This is a genomic window from Cupriavidus sp. 05T42, from assembly GCF_056396345.1.
In genome coordinates this window covers 18,583-36,599 of the sequence record NZ_JBFTLH010000018.1, presented here as the reverse complement: position 1 = coordinate 36,599, position 18,017 = coordinate 18,583, and the positions used below count along the sequence as shown (strand labels likewise).

14 protein-coding genes are annotated in these 18,017 nt (G+C 66.5%); 10 read left to right on the top strand and 4 right to left on the bottom strand.

Features of this window, described 5'->3' with window-relative positions:
- The first annotated feature begins 9 nt into the window (after positions 1-9).
- The 9 genes from AC1EJR_RS21345 (at position 10) to AC1EJR_RS21305 (ending at position 12,875) form a co-directional block, all read left to right on the top strand.
- Complete coding sequence (locus AC1EJR_RS21345) at positions 10-483, top strand: hypothetical protein (RefSeq protein WP_477113666.1); 474 nt, start codon at positions 10-12, stop codon at positions 481-483.
- Positions 480-1,022 carry a hypothetical protein gene (locus tag AC1EJR_RS21340; RefSeq protein ID WP_477113665.1) on the top strand — a complete coding sequence of 181 codons (543 nt, stop codon included), beginning with the start codon at positions 480-482 and terminating at the stop codon, positions 1,020-1,022. The genes AC1EJR_RS21345 and AC1EJR_RS21340 overlap by 4 nt, the downstream gene beginning before the upstream one ends.
- Positions 1,023-1,303: 281 nt before the next feature.
- On the top strand, positions 1,304-2,011 hold the full coding sequence (locus AC1EJR_RS21335) for a FadR/GntR family transcriptional regulator (RefSeq protein ID WP_477147529.1): 708 nt from the start codon (positions 1,304-1,306) through the stop codon (positions 2,009-2,011).
- Positions 2,012-2,039: 28 nt separating this feature from the next.
- Complete coding sequence (locus AC1EJR_RS21330) at positions 2,040-3,452, top strand: FAD-binding oxidoreductase (RefSeq protein ID WP_441590993.1); 1,413 nt, start codon at positions 2,040-2,042, stop codon at positions 3,450-3,452.
- 76 nt (positions 3,453-3,528) lie between these two features.
- Positions 3,529-4,737, top strand: coding sequence for an efflux RND transporter periplasmic adaptor subunit (locus AC1EJR_RS21325; protein ID WP_477147528.1), 1,209 nt, complete (start codon positions 3,529-3,531; stop codon positions 4,735-4,737).
- Between the two features lie 25 nt (positions 4,738-4,762).
- Positions 4,763-5,476, top strand: coding sequence for an ABC transporter ATP-binding protein (locus tag AC1EJR_RS21320; protein WP_441590997.1), 714 nt, complete (start codon positions 4,763-4,765; stop codon positions 5,474-5,476).
- Positions 5,477-5,510: 34 nt separating this feature from the next.
- The gene (locus AC1EJR_RS21315) at positions 5,511-6,665 is read left to right on the top strand and encodes an ABC transporter permease (RefSeq protein ID WP_092301125.1); all 1,155 of its coding nucleotides are present in this window, start codon (positions 5,511-5,513) and stop codon (positions 6,663-6,665) included.
- A gap of 22 nt (positions 6,666-6,687) precedes the next feature.
- Positions 6,688-7,854, top strand: a complete 1,167-nt coding sequence (locus AC1EJR_RS21310; protein WP_477147527.1) for an ABC transporter permease — start codon at positions 6,688-6,690, stop codon at positions 7,852-7,854.
- A gap of 146 nt (positions 7,855-8,000) precedes the next feature.
- On the top strand, positions 8,001-12,875 hold the full coding sequence (locus tag AC1EJR_RS21305; RefSeq protein ID WP_477147526.1) for an ESPR-type extended signal peptide-containing protein: 4,875 nt from the start codon (positions 8,001-8,003) through the stop codon (positions 12,873-12,875).
- A gap of 74 nt (positions 12,876-12,949) precedes the next feature.
- Here the strand turns inward: AC1EJR_RS21305 and AC1EJR_RS21300 are convergent, their stop codons facing one another.
- Entirely contained in the window at positions 12,950-13,840 is an 891-nt protein-coding gene (locus AC1EJR_RS21300; RefSeq protein WP_441644214.1) for a LysR family transcriptional regulator, read from the bottom strand.
- A 135-nt stretch (positions 13,841-13,975) separates the two neighbouring features.
- Between AC1EJR_RS21300 and AC1EJR_RS21295 the strand changes: the two genes are divergently transcribed.
- Positions 13,976-15,982, top strand: coding sequence for an FUSC family protein (locus tag AC1EJR_RS21295; protein ID WP_477113662.1), 2,007 nt, complete (start codon positions 13,976-13,978; stop codon positions 15,980-15,982).
- Positions 15,983-16,015: 33 nt separating this feature from the next.
- On the opposite strand, the gene AC1EJR_RS21290 is transcribed toward AC1EJR_RS21295, so the two are convergent.
- The 3 genes from AC1EJR_RS21290 to AC1EJR_RS21280 are packed head-to-tail and all read right to left on the bottom strand — an operon-like array spanning position 16,016 to position 17,999.
- Positions 16,016-16,981 (bottom strand): SRPBCC domain-containing protein, encoded by a 966-nt coding sequence (locus AC1EJR_RS21290; protein ID WP_477147525.1) that lies wholly within the window; start codon positions 16,979-16,981, stop codon positions 16,016-16,018.
- On the bottom strand, positions 16,965-17,321 hold the full coding sequence (locus tag AC1EJR_RS21285; RefSeq protein ID WP_092301107.1) for an ArsR/SmtB family transcription factor: 357 nt from the start codon (positions 17,319-17,321) through the stop codon (positions 16,965-16,967). Before AC1EJR_RS21285 ends, AC1EJR_RS21290 begins: the two co-directional genes overlap by 17 nt.
- 54 nt (positions 17,322-17,375) lie before the next feature.
- Complete coding sequence (locus AC1EJR_RS21280; RefSeq protein ID WP_092301320.1) at positions 17,376-17,999, bottom strand: TetR/AcrR family transcriptional regulator; 624 nt, start codon at positions 17,997-17,999, stop codon at positions 17,376-17,378.
- Positions 18,000-18,017 lie beyond the last annotated feature (18 nt).

The following is an 18,017-nucleotide window of genomic DNA, read 5'->3' as shown; positions in this document are numbered from 1 at the left end:
AGCGGGCTGATGAACCTTTCCGAGGCCCGAGACTGGGTAACATTTGCGGGTGCCATTGTGGGCGGTATCGGCGGAGTCCTGAGTTTTTGGTGGAAGGCCAGAGAAAAGGCGGACAAGATCCTGGTGGGAATGGATACCATCCATGCTGAGCAGCTTCCCCAAACGATGCTCCACGTCGTAAATCGTTGCGACCATTCGATCGTGATCGCCGACTATGGATTCATCAAAGAGTCTGGTGAACTCGTGTCGCTGCCGGAAATGTGGGAAGAGTGGCCCGTTGACGAGGATGGACTCACTCGGGGCCAGCTGTCCCTCCCGAGCAGGAACGCAAGTTTTGAGGCTGGAACAACGCTTTCATGGCGCGCCGTGGGCTGCTTTGCGCGGACGTCATCCCAACAACATATGCGCGTGGCCTTTCGCCGGGATCTCGCCTTCCATCGGGGGCTATGGATTCGGCTCCGAGCTTGGATTTCCCGCCTGTGACTAATCTCATAATGCTTAAAGAAGCACTTCCAAACTTCCCCGATGAAGTGCTTGAGGACTGGCTTCTGACGTATGCAAAGTCTGAAGGTTGGCCACCGCCCCTTGATAGCGCGGGGTTTCCGATGGCGCGCTGGCGCTATCTGCTCGGCTTGCGGTCGCTGGCTGAACTTCAGGCGTTGTCGTGGACCCTAGAGGAGCGGGTTTTGGGACTGGAGGAGCTCGCAGCCGGGCAGGCGAACAAGATCGTCAGCTTACTCAAGGCTGCGGTTAAGAAGGAGCGGAACGAGTACTCGGCGATAGGCGATTCGGAGGCGCGTATCGCGCGAATCGTTCAGCATGTTAAGGCTTCGGGCAGGCTACCTAAGGCGCCAACCCTAATAGATAGCGGAAAAGGGCTCGAAATTATGGATGGCAACCACAGGGTCGCCACCTACTTTTTCTTGCTCAGTGGAGCGGAAAATGGTGTTCCAAACACCATTCCCATCATTCCGGCTCAGACTTTCTGGATTGGTCGCACTCCTGATACGTCCACAGGCTAAAAGCGGATTCCCTAAACTGCCAAACGTCGAGCAAAGTCATGCCAATCGGCGCGCGACGTTACACGATTTCCGCCGCGTTTTGACAATTTACGCGAGGGGGTCGCCGCAGCCGGCGCGATTTCTTTGGTTATGTTCTTTGGCAAGACAAAGAAAGTGACTCGCAGCGCCCGCAGGGCGATGTGAAATATGCCGTTGCGAACAAAAGCCAACCCCGCAAAGACCCAAAACCTAACGTTTACACCTAGTTTTCATATAACCATAAAAGTGTAACGTCTCACCCCATGCAGACAACCMGCCCCATCACCCTCACCGAACGCGTCATCCAGCAGCTCCGCGCCGAGATTGCCGATGGCGTGTATCCGGTTGGCGCCCGCCTGCCCACCGGCAAGCAGCTGGCCGAGCGCTACGGCGTCAGCACCGCCGTGATCCGGGAGGTGACCGAGCACCTGCGCTCGCAAGGGATGATCGAGAGCCGTCAGGGGCTGGGCAGCACCGTGCGCGCGCGCGTCAGCGATGCCGGGTTCCGGCTCTCCGGCCAGGCCGGCGCCGATGCCGCCGATCTGGCGGCGATCTACGAACTGCGTCTGGACCTGGAAAGCGCCGCCGCCGCAATGGCCGCGCGGCGCCGGACCGACGACGATCTCCAGCGCATGGCCGACCTGCTCGGTACCCTTGCCGCCCAGTTGCACGACATCGACCGGGGTGCCGAATCCGACACCCAGTTCCACGTGGCCGTGGCCGCCGCCACCCACAACAAGTACTACCAGGACCTGCTCCAGTACCTGAACCTGCAGCTCCATCACGCCGTGCGCACGGCGCGCGGCAATTCCCAGCAGCAGCCGGGGCTGCCCGAGCAGGTGCATGGCGAGCATGTGGCGATTTTCGAGGCGATCCGCGCGGCGGACCCCGAGGCCGCCCGGCTGGCCGCCGCCGCCCATCTTCGCAATGCCGCCGCGCGGCTTGGCCTGCCGCTGCGGGCCGCCGCCTGAACCCCCTCTATATATAGATAGGTATCCCATGTCCGACGCCGCCTTCCTGCAACGCCTGACCGACACCCTTGGCCCCGACGTGGTGGCCACCGCGCCCGATGACGTGGCGCCGTGGACCAGCGACTGGCGTGGCCTCTACAAGGGCCAGGCCCAGGCCGTGATTCGGCCGCGCACGACCGAGCAGGTCTCTCGGGCGCTGGCGCTGTGCCAGCAGGCCGGCGTGCCGGTGGTGCCGCGCGGCGGCAATACCGGCCTGTGCGGCGGTGCCGCGCCGGACAACCGGTCCGTCAACGTGATCCTGAGCCTGGACCGCATGGACAAGATCCGGTCGATCGACACCATCGCCAACACCATGGTCGTGGAGGCCGGCTGCATTCTCGGCAATCTGCGCCGTGCCGCCGAGGAGGCCGACCGGCTGTTCCCGCTGTCGCTGGCGGCCGAGGATTCGTGCCAGATCGGCGGCAATCTCGCCACCAACGCCGGCGGCGTGAACGTGGTGCGCTACGGCATGACGCGCGAGCTGGTGCTGGGCGTGGAGGCGGTGCTGCCCGATGGCGAGGTCTTCCACGGCCTGCGMACGCTGCGCAAGGACAACACCGGCTACGACCTCAAGCAACTGCTGATCGGCTCCGAAGGCACGCTGGGCGTGATCACGGCTGCCGCGCTGCGCCTGCTGCCGCGCGCCGACTCGCGCGCCGTGGTGCTGGCTGCCGTGGAATCGTCCGAGCAGGCGCTGAAGCTGTTCTCGCTGCTGTTCGCCCGTTGCGGCGCCCGGCTTCAGGCTTTCGAGTTCTTTACGGGCGACTGCCTGGAACTGGTGCTGACCCATGCCGAAGGCGTGCAGGCGCCCTTCCCGGAGCGCCATCCGGCCTACGTGCTGGTGGAAATCGCCGACACGGCGCCCGAGGACGTGCTCAACGCCCTGCTGGAATCGGTGATTGGCGACGCGCTGGAGCAGGGTCTCTGCCTCGACGCGGCGGTCTCGGCCTCGCTGGCCCAGTTGCAGAGCCTGTGGCGGCTGCGCGAGGAGATCTCCGAGGCCCAGCGCGCCGACGGGCTGCACCTGAAGCACGATGTTTCGCTGCCGATCGAGCGGATTCCGGCCTTCATGGCATCGATGGAGGCCCGGCTGCTGGCGAAGCACCCCGGCATCCGCCCGTTCATCTTCGGCCATTTTGGCGACGGCAACCTGCACTACAACCTGTCGCGCCCGCTCGGCGCGGACGCCAAATGGGCGCTCAACGAGGGCAAGGCGGTCAGCGAGGACGTGCTGGACGAAGTGGCCCGCTACGACGGCAGCATCAGCGCCGAGCACGGCATCGGCCAGCTCAAGCGCGACGCGTTCCTGGCACTGAAAGACCCGCTCGAACTGCGCCTGATGCGCGCCATCAAGCAGGTGTTCGACCCCAGCGGCATCATGAATCCGGGCAAGCTGCTTTGATTCCGCGCAGGCGCCGGCGTCGGGATCACACGGCGCTATACTGTCAGCCCTTTTCCGCACCCTATCGGTTGAAAAATTGGCTGATCAAGACCTGAGCAGGCTGAAGATCGATCGCAGTGCCATGGCGCCCGCGCCGCGTGGGCGCCGCCGCTGGCTCCGCTACGCGGCCATCGCCGTGGTCGTGCTGGCCGTGATCGGCATTGGCGCCCGGCTGGCCGGGCCGCAGGCGGTGGAGGTGGTCACCGTCTCCAGCGCCTACCCCTCCCAGAACTACACGCTGCTGAACGCCACCGGCTACGTGGTGCCGCAGCGCAAGGCGGCGCTGGCGTCCAAGGCGCAGGGCCGGCTCGAATGGCTGGGCGTGCTGGAGGGTTCGCGCGTCAAGAAGGACGAAATCATCGCCCGGATCGAAAGCCGGGACGTGGAGGCGTCGCTGGCCCAGGCCCGGGCGCAGGTGCAGGTGGCGCAGGCCAACCTGCAACTCCAGCAGGCCGAACTGCGCGATGCCGAGGTGAACCTGCGCCGCTCCGAGACGCTGCTGGCGCCCAAGGCCATCTCGGTGCAGCAGTACGACGCCGACCTGGYCCGCTACAACAAGGCGAAGGCGTCGATCAACAACTCGCAGGCGTCCATCACCTCCGCCCAGGCCAACGCCCGCTCGGCGGAGGTATCCGTCGAGCAGACCGTGATCCGCGCGCCGTTCGACGGCGTGGTGCTGATCAAGCACGCCAACGTGGGCGACAACATCACGCCGTTCTCGGCCGCCTCGGACACCAAGGGCGCGGTCGTGACCATTGCCGACATGGAGACCCTCGAAGTCGAGGCCGATGTGTCCGAGTCGAACATCGTCAAGATCATCGTCGACCAGCCCGTGGAACTGCTGCTGGACGCCCTGCCCGACCTGCGCATGGCCGGCCGGGTGTCGCGCATCGTGCCGACTGTGGACCGCTCGAAGGCCACCGTGCTGGTCAAGGTGCGTTTTGTCGACCGTGACCCGCGCGTGCTGCCGGACATGAGCGCCAAGATCGCCTTCCTCTCCAAGCCAGTGCCGCCCGAGGACCGCAAGGCGCTGGTCGCCGTGCAGCCGGCCGCCATTGTCGAGCGCGACGGCAAGCCGGTGGTGTTCCAGGTGGTGGATGGCAAGGCCAGGCAGGTGCCGGTGACCAAGGGCGCCCGCGTGGGCGAGCTGGTGGCCGTGCAGGGCGTGAAGCCCGGCGACACGCTGGTGCTGGCGCCGGCCGACAAGCTGTCCGATGGCAGCAAGGTCTCCGTGGCGAAGAAGTGACGTGACGACCGACGTGACAACCGCCGTGACAACTGATCCCGCCGCCCCCCGCCCCGCTGAGCCGCTCGTCGCCATCCGCCACCTCGCCAAGTCGTACCGGCGTGGTGCGCAGACGGTGCCGGTGCTGTCCGACATCACACTCGACATTGCCGAGGGCGATTTCATCGCGCTGATGGGGCCGTCCGGCTCGGGCAAGAGCACGCTGCTGAACCTGATCGCCGGCATCGACCGCCCGGACAGCGGCGAGTTGCGCGTGGCCGGGGTGGACATTGCCGGGCTGCCGGAATCCTCGCTGGCCGACTGGCGCGCCGCGCACGTMGGCTTCATCTTCCAGTTCTACAACCTGATGCCGGTGCTCACCGCGTACGAGAACGTGGAACTGCCGCTGATGCTGACGCGCCTGTCGCGCCATGAGCGGCGGGAGCGCGTGGAGATGGTGCTGGGCATGGTCAATCTGGCCGACCGGATGGACCACTACCCGTCCGAGCTGTCCGGCGGCCAGCAGCAGCGCGTGGCGATTGCCCGCGCGCTGATTACCGACCCCACGCTGATCGTGGCCGACGAGCCCACTGGCGACCTCGACCGCACCTCCGCCACCGAGATCCTGGCCATGCTGCAACGGCTCAATGCCGACGCCGGCAAGACCATCATCATGGTCACCCACGACGCCCACGCGGCCGAGGCGGCGCGCTCGCTCGTCCATCTGGAAAAGGGCGAACTGCTGGCCGGCCGGCGCTAGTTTCAGCATTCCAGGACATCAGGACCCCATCGCCATGTACCTGCCCCGGCTGATCGCCCGCAACGCCATGCGCCACAAGCTGCGCACGGCGCTGACCGTGCTCGGGCTGGTCATCGCCGTGCTGGCCTACGGGCTGCTCCAGACCGTGGTGGATGCCTGGTACGCCGGCGCGGCGGCGGCGTCCAACGCGCGGCTGGTCACGCGCAACTCGATCTCGCTGGTGTTTCCGCTGCCGCTGAGCTACGAAAATCGCATCCGTGGCGTGGAGGGCGTGACGCAAGTCGCCCGCTCAAGCTGGTTCGCGGGCACCTATCGCGACCCCAAGAACTTCTTCGCCCAGTTCGCCGTCTCGGACAACTACATCGATCTGTATCCCGAACTGATCCTGCCGCCCGAACAGCGCGCGGACTACCGGCGCGACCGCCGGGGCGCGCTGGTGGGCCGGCAATTGGCCGACCAGTACGGCTTCAAGATCGGCGATGTCATCCCGCTCAAGGGCACGATCTACCCCGGCACGTGGGACTTCGTCGTGCGCGGCATCATGGAAGGCCGCGATGAGTCCACCATCACGCGGCAGATGCTGTTCCACTACGAGTACCTGAACGAAAGCATCCGCAAGAAGGCCGTCGGCAAGCCGGATCAGGTGGGCGTGTTCATCCTCGGCATCGACAACCCGGACAATGCCGCCGCCGTCTCCCGCCGCGTGGACGACGTCTTCCGCAACTCGCTGGCCGAGACCATGACCGAGACGGAGCAGGCGTTCCAGCTCGGTTTCGTGGCGATGTCCAACCAGATCATCGCGGCCATCCGCGTGGTGTCGTACGTGGTGATCGTGATCGTGATGGCCGTGATGGCGAATGCCATGGCGATGAGCGCCCGCGAGCGGACCACCGAATATGCGACGCTAAAGGCACTTGGCTTCGGGCCGGGCTTCCTGGCGATGCTGGTGTTCGGGGAGTCGATGGTGCTGTGCATGATCGGCGGCGCCATCGGCATATTACTGACCCCACCGGCCGCCAATCTGTTCAAGTCGACGGTCGGCAATGTGTTCCCGGTGTTCACGGTGTCGCACGAAACCGCCGCGATGCAGGCGGCCTGCGCACTCGTCTGCGGCGTGGCGGCGGCCATCGTGCCGGCCGTGCAGGCGGCGCGCGTGCGCATCGTCGAGGGCCTGCGGGCCATCGGCTGACCGGCCCGGCCCCCTCCCCCACATGGTCATCCCACTCCACTACATCGCACGCAACGTCTGGGCCCGGCGGCTCACCACCGCGCTCACGGCGGGCGGGCTGGCGCTGGTGGTCTTCGTCTTCGCGGCGATGCTGATGCTCGACGCCGGCCTCAAGCAGACGCTGGTGACCACCGGCGAGGCGGACAACGTGGTGCTGATCCGCAAGGGCGCCGAAACCGAGATCCAGAGCGCGATCACCCGCGACCAGGCGGCGGCCATGGAGATGCACCCGGCCGTGGCGATGAACAAGGAGGGTCGGCCGATGGCCTCGCGCGAGGCCGTGGTGCTGATTTCGCTGACCAAGAGCGGCGCGGCCTCCCCGGCCAATGTGGTGATCCGGGGGATATCGCCGCAGGGCGTGACGCTGCGCCCGCAGGTACGTATCACGGCCGGGCGCGTGTTMCGGCCGGGTTCGTCGGAAATCATCGTCGGCAGCAGCATCGCCAAGGGCTTCGGCAACGTGCGCATTGGCGACCACCTGCGCTTTGCCCAGCGCGACTGGACCGTGGTGGGCCATTTCGACGCCGGCGGCAGCGGCTTCGACTCCGAGATCTGGGGCGATGTAGACCAGCTCATGCAGTCGTTCCGGCGCACCAGCTATTCGTCGATGGTGGTGCGCCTGGGCCAGGCGGACGGCTTCGACAAGTTCCGGGCCGACATCGACGTGGACCCCCGCCTCGCCAACGAGGCCAAGCGCGAGCAGCAGTTCTACAGCGACCAGTCGCGCGCGCTCTCCACCTTCATCAACATCCTTGGGCTGACGCTGACCACGATCTTCTCCGTGGCGGCGATGATCGGCGCCATGATCACGATGTACGCCTCGGTGGCCAATCGCGTGGGCGAGATCGGCACGCTGCGCGCGCTGGGCTTCCAGCGCACCAATGTGCTCGCGGCGTTTCTTATCGAGGCGGTGCTGTTGGGCTTTGTCGGCGGCGTGGCCGGGCTGGCCTGCGCGGCGCTGATGCAGTTTGCGTCATTTTCGACGACGAACTTCCAGACCTTCGCCGACCTGTCGTTCCGTTTCCTGCTCACGCCGGGCATCGTCGTCAAGACGCTGCTGTTCTCGATGGCGATGGGCTTCATCGGCGGATTCCTGCCAGCGCTGCGCGCGTCGCGCCTGAATATCGTGGATGCGCTGCGCGCGCGTTGATCGGAAACCCGTTCGGGTGATCGGATAGATCCGGATCGAAACCGGGTCGGGGGGGCCCCCCCGGCGTCTCCCGGTTTCTAAAGTTTCTACCATTCAGCGCAGACCGCTTCATTTCTACCCTCCATGCACACTCATGGAGAGCAGAAATGAACACCACCTATCGCGCAGTCTTTAACGAATCCCTTGGCACCTGGGTTGCCGTTTCCGAAATCGCCAAGTCCCACGGCAAGCGCAGCAGCGTGCGCAAGGCACTGACTGCCTTGGCCGTGGCGGCAAGCCTGATGGGCATGCAAGGCATGGCCAATGCCGGCGAGATTGACGCGGAAGCGGCCGTGCTCGCCCAGCCCACGACTTCCCAAGACATCCAGTCGGCCGACGCGGCCGCCTGCGAGCCCGAACTCGACGCCGCCGGCCTGCCGATTGTCGATACTTGCAAGGAAACTGCGACGTCTGGCGATCAGAAGCTCGTCATCGGCGCTGGCGTTGTCACCGGCCTCGGCGGCCTCGCGGCCCTGCTCAATGGCGGTGGCGGCAGCCACGCCAGCGCACCGGCCCCGGCGATCGCTCCCGACTTCGCCCCGGTGATCGCTCCGGTCGTCGCCCCCGACGCCGAGCCCGCACCCAGCCCTGCCCCGCTTCCCGGCGTTCGCATCGTCAATGCCACAGACACCCAGGTCTCTGCCGGCCAGATCGGCACGGAAATCGAGAGCGACAACGCCACGGTCATCAACGCCGGCCAGGTATCGGCCACCGGCGAGGGCGCCGTCGGGACATCGGTGACCGGCGACGGCGCAACGGTGGTCAACGAAGGCAGCGTGACGGTCGCCGAAGGCGGCACCGGGACTCGCGTCGACGGCTCGAACGCCACGATTACCAATACCGGCAACGTTTACACCGCGGGTACCGGTTCGATCGGGACGCTTGTCAATGGCGACGACGCCATCGTCACCGACGCCGGACAGAACACCATCACGGACGGCGCCACGGGCGTCTCCGTGAACGGCGACCGTGCCGAGGTCAACCTGATTGGACAGATGACGGTGGGCAACGATGCTACCGGCGCGCAGCTGAACGGCAACGACGGCCATATCGTCATCGGCAGCGCCGGTCAGGGCGCGGCTACGACAAACGTCACGGTAATCGGTGGTAACGCCACCGGCGTCAAGGTGGCCGGCACCGGTAATACGATCACGCTGCACGGCGGCATCACCGTAGACAAGGACCAGAGCGCCCCCGATGCGGCCGAGCGGTTTGCGGAAACCGCCACGGGCCTGGCCGTCACCGGGAGCAGCAACACCGTGATTCTGAACGGGCAATTGCACGTCGTGGCCGATGGCGAAGAGATTGAAGCCTTCGTTGCCCGTGGTGGAAGTGGCGCGGCGGAGTCGCTCAACGGGGTGATCGTGTCCGGAGACGTGGCTGGCGCAGAAAACACCAACAAGGTGTTCCTGAATGGTGGCGTGTCCTTGACGGGCGAAAAAAATGCCTTGACCGGGGCAGCCGGCAGTGCGCAGTCCGCAGGCAGCAGCATCTACGCGCCGCTCGTTACCGTCGACGGCAACAGCGAACTGCACATCTCGGGTCACTCCAGCATCGAGGGCAGCGGCACGTTCTCCCCGAAACTGATCACGGCCAGCAACGGCGCCCGCATCATCTGGGAGAACGGCGACCTTAACGCCGATACCAGCCGGTACAGCACCCACGAGATGTATGACAACGGCGGCACGGCCCTGATCGATGTCCGCAGCGGCGCCAGCCTGGACATCAAGGATTCAGCCCATGTCCAGGCTGGCACCCAGACCCACTTCATCGAGGCACGGGGCACGGGCAGCCGGGTCAACAACGAAGGTACGATCGACCTGACGAAGGTGAACGAGGATGCCCCGATCACGGGCACAGGTACCCACGTCTCCACGGTCGCCCTCTTCGCTTATGAAGGCGCCAGCGCAACAAATAGCGGCACGATCTCGCTCAACAGCGATGATGCCGAAGCCGTCCTCGAAGGCAACGGCGACTGGGAGTGGGTCAACTATCATGCCGTTCAGAGCGGCATGATGGGGATGATCGCGAGCAATGCGGGCAGCACCGMCGTCAACACCGGCACGATCACCGGCCATGGCTACCGGCTCTACGGCATGGGTGCCATCGAGGGCGCCGTGCGCAACGAGGGCAAGATCGACCTCCAGCCGAAGTCGGATATCGCCTTTGCTCGCGCCKACGACTACGGCKCCGGCATGTACGCAGGCACCGACCGCGTCAGTCTGGGCACGGCCACCAATGCGCCCGGAGGCACCATCACCATGCATAACGCTGGCATCGGCATGGTTGCCCAGAAAGGTGCGACTGTTGTCAACCAAGGCGCCATCAACCTCGTCGCCGACGAGGGCGCAACGGCGCGCGATGGACAGTTGATCGGCATGGCCGCCTACAACGGTGGCACCGCCATCAACGACACCACGGGCGTCATCAACATCGAGACCGGTGCGGGCCGGGCCTTCGACGTTGACGGCACCAGCCTGATCGTCAATCGGGGCAGCGTGAACTTCAACGGCCAGACCATGGACCCGAGCGACTCGCATATGGGGGCCACGCCGAACACGGCCACGCCACTTGCCGGCGTCATTGCCGGAACAGGCCAGTCGGTTACGCTGGATGACCCCCTGGGTTATGTCGCCGCCAACCATCTCACCAACTATGGCGCAGTGACCAACGCCGCCACGCTGGACATGCGCAGCAGTTGGCTGCTCAACCAGCAAGGCGCCAGCTTCTCGTCGCCGTCGAACTCGCTGACGCTGGCTTCCTTCGAGAACAAGGGCACGCTGGCGGCCGGCGCGGTGCGGAGCGGCACGGGGTACAACCGGGCCGGTGCCACGATGAATGTGGGACTGCTGACGCTCGCTTCGAACGCCACCTTGTTTAACGAAGGCAACTTCCACGGCAGCGCAACGGCGGCGTCCTATACCAACAACATCGTCAATACCGGCAACTGGACGGTGAACGCGGGCAATGCCATCCAGGGCCGCCTCAACGTCTTCAATCAACAGGGCGGCACCCTGCGCAATACGGCGCCGGGCACTGGCACGCTGGTCAACATCAGCTCCCTGCCTGGGGGCCAGCCGTTCAACAACGCCGGCACGATCACGGCCACCGACGGCTACAGCGCCCTCAAGACCGCCAATGGCGACGCGACCGCCAATCCGAACAACTGGCTGGTCAACCGTTCGACGGGCGTGATCAACGGCATGATGAACGGCACCGAGAAGGCACTGATCAGCATGGGCCGCGCCACCAGTTTCGGCAACGAAGGCACGATCAATGTGCAGGGCAACGGGGCGGTGGGCATCCTGGGCGTCAATTCGGGTTACACCACCCACATCATCAATGCCGGCACCCTCAACGTCGGCACCGAAGCCGGCAAGGCGGACGGCACGAACGGCACCGGTCTGGTCGGCATCAAGGGCACCAACACCGCGAACCAGATCTACAACAACACCACGGGCGTCATCAACGTCTACGCCAACAATTCGTACGCCTTCGGCGGCAATGGCAAGGTCGTCAACAACGGCACCGTGAACCTCGAGTGCGACACCGGCTGTGCGATCTTTGCGCCGGGCAGCGCCGCGGCCATCACGGGCAGCAACAAGGCCATCGTGGCCCAGACCACAGCGCCCTCGCAGGGCACCGTGCCCACGCCGGCAGCCGAAGCGCCCCGCATGGTGCTGCGCGGCTACCAGGTCGGCACCAATGCCAACGGTACGGCCGGCACCCTGCGCGGCAGCCATCTGGACGTCTCCGAGGTCAAGGTCGACACCGCCTTCGCCGCCGGCACCGCCGCCAAGGCGGTCACCTTCGACAACGTGTTCCAGGGCACTGATATCACCGGCGCCCAGAGCATTCAGTCCGACAGCGCCGTCTGGACCGCCAACGCGGCCCAGGACGCCAAGGGCATCGACGTGACGATGACCAAGAACGCCTACCAGGACGTGGTGACCGACGCCAAGCTCAAGGACGCCGCCGCCGCCCTCGAAGGCGCCTACTCCAACAACGCCGTGTTCCAGAGCCTGAACCTGGCCACCGCCGCCGAAGTCACCAAGGGCGTGAGCCAGCTCACCGGCCAGGGCTTCGGCCAGGCCATGAACCAGGCCAAGGTGCTCAGCAACCGCTTCAACGTGCTGGCCGACAACGTCAAGGAAACCCCGAGCGGCCTGGGCTTCAACATGGTCACCCGTGGCACCCCCGGCGCCCGCCTGGCCGGCTCCGAGTACGACATGGCCGTGCTGTCCTCGCGCTTCAGCGTGGGCGACCAGGGCAAGGTGGCCGTGCGCTACGGCGTGGCCAACCTGGCCAGCATCGACGCCGGCTCCAACGCCGCCGCCAGCAACGGCCTCTCGGGGGTGAGCCAGTTCGCCGGCGTGCAGTACGTCAACCCGATCGCCGCCGGGCTGGAACTCTCCGGTGACCTGCAGTTCGAGCAACATCGGCTGGAATCGAGCCGCTCGCTCAACTACGGCAGCGTCAACGAGACCGCTTCCTCGAAGAACGGCCAGGACAAGTACCGCGCCAACTTCGTGGTGGGCAAGCCGGTGGAAGTGGCGAAGGGCTTCACCGTCACGCCGATGATGGGCCTGGACATGCGCCAGACCCGCGACCACGCGGTGAACGAGCAAGGCGCCGGGGCCTACAACCTCAACGTCTCGGGCGCCACCACCACGGCGATGGACGCCATCGGCGGTGTGAAGCTGGGCTATCAGCACGCGAACGGCCTGAACGCCAGCGTGCGCCTGCAGGGCGGGCCGAACCTGTTCTATGGCGCCGGCCAGCGCCAGGCCAGCCTGGCTGGTGCCCCGGATGCGCGCTTCGCGCTGCCGGATGCCACCCAGCGCAGCCGCTTCAACTACAACAGCACGGTCAGCGTGGGCTACGCCAAGAACCTGCTCAACCTGTCCGCCAACGGCTACACGGCCGACCAGGACGGCGTGAAGGACTACGGCGTGATGTTCAAGGTGGTCAAGCAGTTCTAAGACGGATCCGAATCCGCCTCTCCATGCGGTGACTTCGGCCGGGCGCCTTGCCCGGCCTTTTTTCGTTTACCCGATTACCCGATGACCTCTTCGCAGACCGCCAGCCACGCGCGCGCCGCGTGAGACAGGTAGCGGCCCGGCGGCCAGACGTGGGCCATCGCCCAGTCCATGGTCGGCTCGGTCAGCCGAGCCATGGCGAGGGTGTCGGCGGCATCCAGCCGCGCCAGCAGCGGTTCGGGCAGAAAGGTGGTGCCGAGGCCGGCGGCGGCCATCGACACCAGAAAGTCCCAATGGCCGCTCTGCGCCACCACGCGCGGCGCCATGCGGGCCGTGGCAAACGCCTGGCGCAGCTTGCGGGTCAGCGAGAACTCGTCGGTCAGCAGCACCAGCGGCGTCTCGCGCAGCGCGTCGAGCTTCACCGTCCGGCCGCCCGCCCAAGGCGCGCCGCGCGGGCCGACCACCCAGATCGGATACCGCGCGAACTCGCGCGTGGCGAGATCCAGCCCGCTGTCGCCGGGCAGCACCGTGGCGCCCACTTCAAGTTCGCCATTCGCCACTTGTTGCTCGACCACCTGCCCGCCATGCTCGGACAAGGTCAGTTCGAGATTCGGATACCGCTGACGGAACGCGCTGACCGCAGGCGAGAAGAACAGGTTGACCATCGGCGGCAGGCCCACGGTCAGCTGCCCGCGCCCGAGTGACGACAGATCCGCCACTTCKAGCGTCAGCCGATGCACCACGCCAAGCGCCTCCTGCCCCCGGTCGTAGACCACCCGGCCCACATCGGTCAGTCGCACGGACTTCCCTTCGCGGATCAACAGCGGCTGGCCCACCTCGTCCTCCAGCTGACGCACCATCTTGCTGATGGTGGACTGGGTGACGTACAGCGACGCCGCCGCCTGCGTGAAGCTCTTGAGCCGCGCGGTTTCCACGAAGTAGCGCAGCGCGCGGATGTCGATGGGCATGGCATTCCCCGGGATCGATTGATATGAAAATTCCGACTGGATCGACGAATTTTAAATCATGCAGGGAATGATCGCCAGTTCGCTACACTGCCCCGCAACGCTCCCACACACTTCCGCCCCCGGACGATTCCCATCATGGCTGGCTGGCCGCATGCCCGACAGTGGCTGTTCTCGCTGAAGGCATTCGCGGCCGCGATGCTGGCGCTCTATATCGCCCTGTCCTTCGGCCTGCCGCGCCCCTACTGGGCCATGGCCACGGTCTACTTCGTCTCGCATCCGCTCACGGGCGCCACGCGCTCCAAGGCTGCCTATCGCGTGACCGGTACGGTGCTGGGCGCCACCGCCGCCGTGGTCACGGTGCCCGCGCTGGTCAATATGCCGATTGTGCTGACGGGCGCCATTGCGCTGTGGATCACGGGGCTGGTCTACCTCTCGCTGCTGGAGCGCGGCCCGCGCAGCTATGTGTTCCTGCTGGCCGCCTACACGCTGCCCATCGTGGCGCTGCCAGCCGTGAGCCATCCGGGGGAGATTTTCGATGTGGCGGTGGCGCGCATCGAGGAGATTGTCATCGGCATCGTCTGCGCGGGGCTGGTCGGGGCGATCGTGCTGCCGGCCAAGGTGGCGCCGGCGCTGCGCGAGCGCGCCGGGGAGTGGATTCGCGATGCCCGGGCCTGGGCGGCCGACATCCTCGCTGCCGACCCGCACGCCAGCGCCAGCCGCCACCGGCTGGCGGCGGACATGCTCGCGCTGGACCAGATGATCGCGCACCTGTCGTTCGATACCGAGAGCCGGCACACGCTGCACCACGCGCGGGCGCTGCGCGAGACCATGTCGCGGCTGATGCCCACGCTCTCCGCGCTGGACAGCGTGCTACGGGCCAAACCGCGCGCGCCGCACGCCAACCGCGCCCTGCAAGACACGGCCGATTTCCTGCGCGGCCGGATGGACGACTTGCTAGCCACCTGCGACGCCCTCCAGCACGGCATCGGCGACCGTCCCACGCAAGCCGTCCCGCCAGCCTCGGCGCGCATCGCCCCGTCAGAAAGCCCCACGGCAAGCCGCTATCACGATCACGGCATGCTGCTGTTCGGCGCGGCCTCCACGGGTCTGGCCGTGTTCTGCGCGGGGCTGATCTGGATGTTTTCCGGATGGGAGGATGGGGGCGGACCGGTGGCGGTGGCGGCCATCGCGTGCTGCTTCTTCGCCACCCTCGACGAACCGCGCCGCGTGACGCCGGTGTTCGCGCGTTGGAGCCTGGCGTGCCTGGGCGTGGCGTCGTACTACCTGTTTCTGGTCGTGCCGCACGCGCAGACCTTCGAGGCGCTGGTCGGCATGCTCGCCCTGCCCTACCTCGGCATCGGCCTGCTGATCGCGCGGCCCGGCTTCCAGTTGATTGCGATGCTGCTGTCGGTCAACACGGCCTCGTTCGCCAATATCCAGAGTATTTACGATGCCAACCTGCTCGGCGCCTTCAACACGAGTCTGGCGAACGCGGCGGCGATGCTGTTCGCGCCGCTCTGGGCGACGCTCGCGCGGCCGTTCGGGGCGCATGTGGCCGCGCACCGGCTGATCCGCGCGAGCTGGCAGGATCTGGCGCAGGCCGCCACGTGGCGCGGCGACCCCGCGCCGGTGGGCGCGCGCATGCTGGACCGCTTCGGGCAACTGATGCCGCGCCTCGGTGCCAGCGCGGACCGGCTGGCCTCGGACGGCTTTACGGAATTGCAGGTGGGCTATTGCACGCTGACGCTGCAGCAGGCGCTGCCGACCTTGCCGCCCGCCGCGCGCAAACCCGTGCGGCGCGTGTTGAGCGGGGTGGCGCGGCACTATCGCGGACGGCTGCGGACGGGCGAGGCGGTGCCAGCGCCGGCGCAGTTATCGGCTCGGATCAGGGAAGCCCTCGGCGCGGTTGCGGATGTACGTGACAACGCTGCCGTAATCAGCGCGCTGGTGGTGTTACGCGTGACGCTTGTCCACGGTGAGGACGAGGTGATATCGCGCATTCCGCGCAATCCCTCTCCCCCGGCCCCTCTCCCGCAAGCGGGCGAGGGGAGCAAACCGCCGTCCGTTGACAGGCCGAGGGGGTGCTCCCCTCTCCCTCCGGGAGCGGGGCGGGGGAGAGGGCAGGCGGCTCAAGATGCGTGATCGCATCGAGAAAGCGTGCGAGAGAAAACCCCTTCACACAACCGCCCCCGCCAGATACTGCGCCAGCGCGTCGAGCAGCAGCCCTGAGCCATGCTCCCGCGAACCCGCATCGTCATAGCCATCGAGAAAAGCGCCCTGCTCCGTCATGACGAGCCGCGTGCCATCGTCGACCGGCTTCATCTCGAAGGTGGCCAGCGAGACGGAAATCTTGCGCTCGCCCATATGCATCTCGTAGGCGTAGACCAGACGCTCGCCGGGCACCACATCGTAATAAATGGCATCGAAGGTCGAGACCAGCCMGTTGGCCCAGCTGCCCTTCAGGTGCTCGCGGCCACCGGGGCGGGCATCCATGGTCCGCGCCAGTTCCTGATAGCCATCGCCACCCCGGAACCATTGCGCCTTGGCCTTGGGGTCGGTCAGCGCGCGGAAGACCTCCGCCGGCGTGGCCTTGAAGGTCCGCTCGATGCGGAAGATGCCGTGCACCACCGAGCGCTCGGCGGGCGGCGCATCGGCCATACGGGCCACTTCCACCTCCAGGCGGTCCAGCGTCTCGGCCCAGCCCTGCGCGGCGCCGCGCGTGAAATTGCCGGCGACCGGGTCCAGCAGCGTGTAGCGCTGCTCGACATCGAGCTGCGTGCCGCCGCAGACGTTCTCGAACGACACCGTGGTCAGGGCGTTGAACAGTGCGGCGCCGTCGCCGCCGACCACGGTCATGTCGATCACCAGCCGCGCGTTCGGCAGGATCTCGACAAAATGGCCGCGCACCCAGTGCGACTGCCCATCCGGCGCGCGCATGCAGTAGTCGAACTTGCCGCCCACGCGGGGCTCGACCTCGGCCTCGGGAATCGTGAACCCTTGCGGGCAGAACCAGTGCTTGACGTGCTCGGCGGACGTCCACGCCTGGAACACGAGTTCCTTGGGTGCGTTGAACGCGCGCGAGACCGTCAGTGGGCGCGGTTGCGCCAATTGGGTTGCCGTATCTTCAGTTGCCGTCGCCATCGGGGGTTGCCTCCTTCTTCATGGTTTCCAGGTATTCGCCCAGGCGGTCGAAGTGGCCTTCCCACTCGGCCCGCCGGGCGCTGATCCACTGCTCGGCCTGACTCAGCGCGTTCGGCGCCATCCGGCACGTGCGTACCCGCCCGACCTTCTGCGACTGCACCAGCCCGGCCTGTTCCAGCACGGCCAGGTGTTGCATGACGGCCGGCAAGGACATCGCCAGCGGCCGGGCAAGGTCGGTCACGGACGCGGGGCCGCGTGACAGTTGCACCAGCAGGGTCCGGCGCGTGGTGTCGGCCAGCGCCTGGAACGTCATATCGAGAGGATCGGATTGGTTAAGCATGTGCTTTAGTATAGCGACGGCAAATAGTTAAGCAAGGACTTTAGCAATAAATCTTCAGGCGGGTTGGCGAGAAGCTTGCTGCGCCTGTAGCGCGGCGATGCGCGCCAGCACGGCGGGAAGTTCGGGGGGCGGCGTGAGCTGGCCGATCAGCCACTGCACGGCATCGGCGACCTTGTCGGCGTCGTAGTCGGCGGAAAAGCTGTGGAGGGTCGCGCCGTGGAGGAACAGCCGGAGCGCGAGCAACTCTGGCTGCGACGGGTCGTTCGGGCCCTGCCCGAACAGCCGCGCCGGCACGGTGGCCAGCAGCGGGCCGATGGCCTCGGCCAGCCGGGTATCGCCACGCGCGGCCATCCAGACTTCTAGGATGGCCAGCGAGGTGTGGCGCTGGCGGCGGTTCACCAGCGCATGGAGCATCAGGTGCAGGCGCACGCGGGATGGCATCGGCCCGAGCGCGGCCAGGCGCGCGGCCTCGGTATCGATCAGCTGCTCGACCATCGCCGGCAGCAGCGTGTAGCGCCCTTCCGGGAACTGATGCCGCAGCGAGCCGCGGCTGATGCCAGCCATTTCGCAGACGCGCGCCTCCCCAAAGGCGGCATAGCCCTGTTCGATCAACAACTGGGTGGCGGCATCGATCAGCGCCTGTCTGGTGGACGCGCTGCGCTCGGCTTGGGTCGGCATGGCCGCGATTGTAGCCAC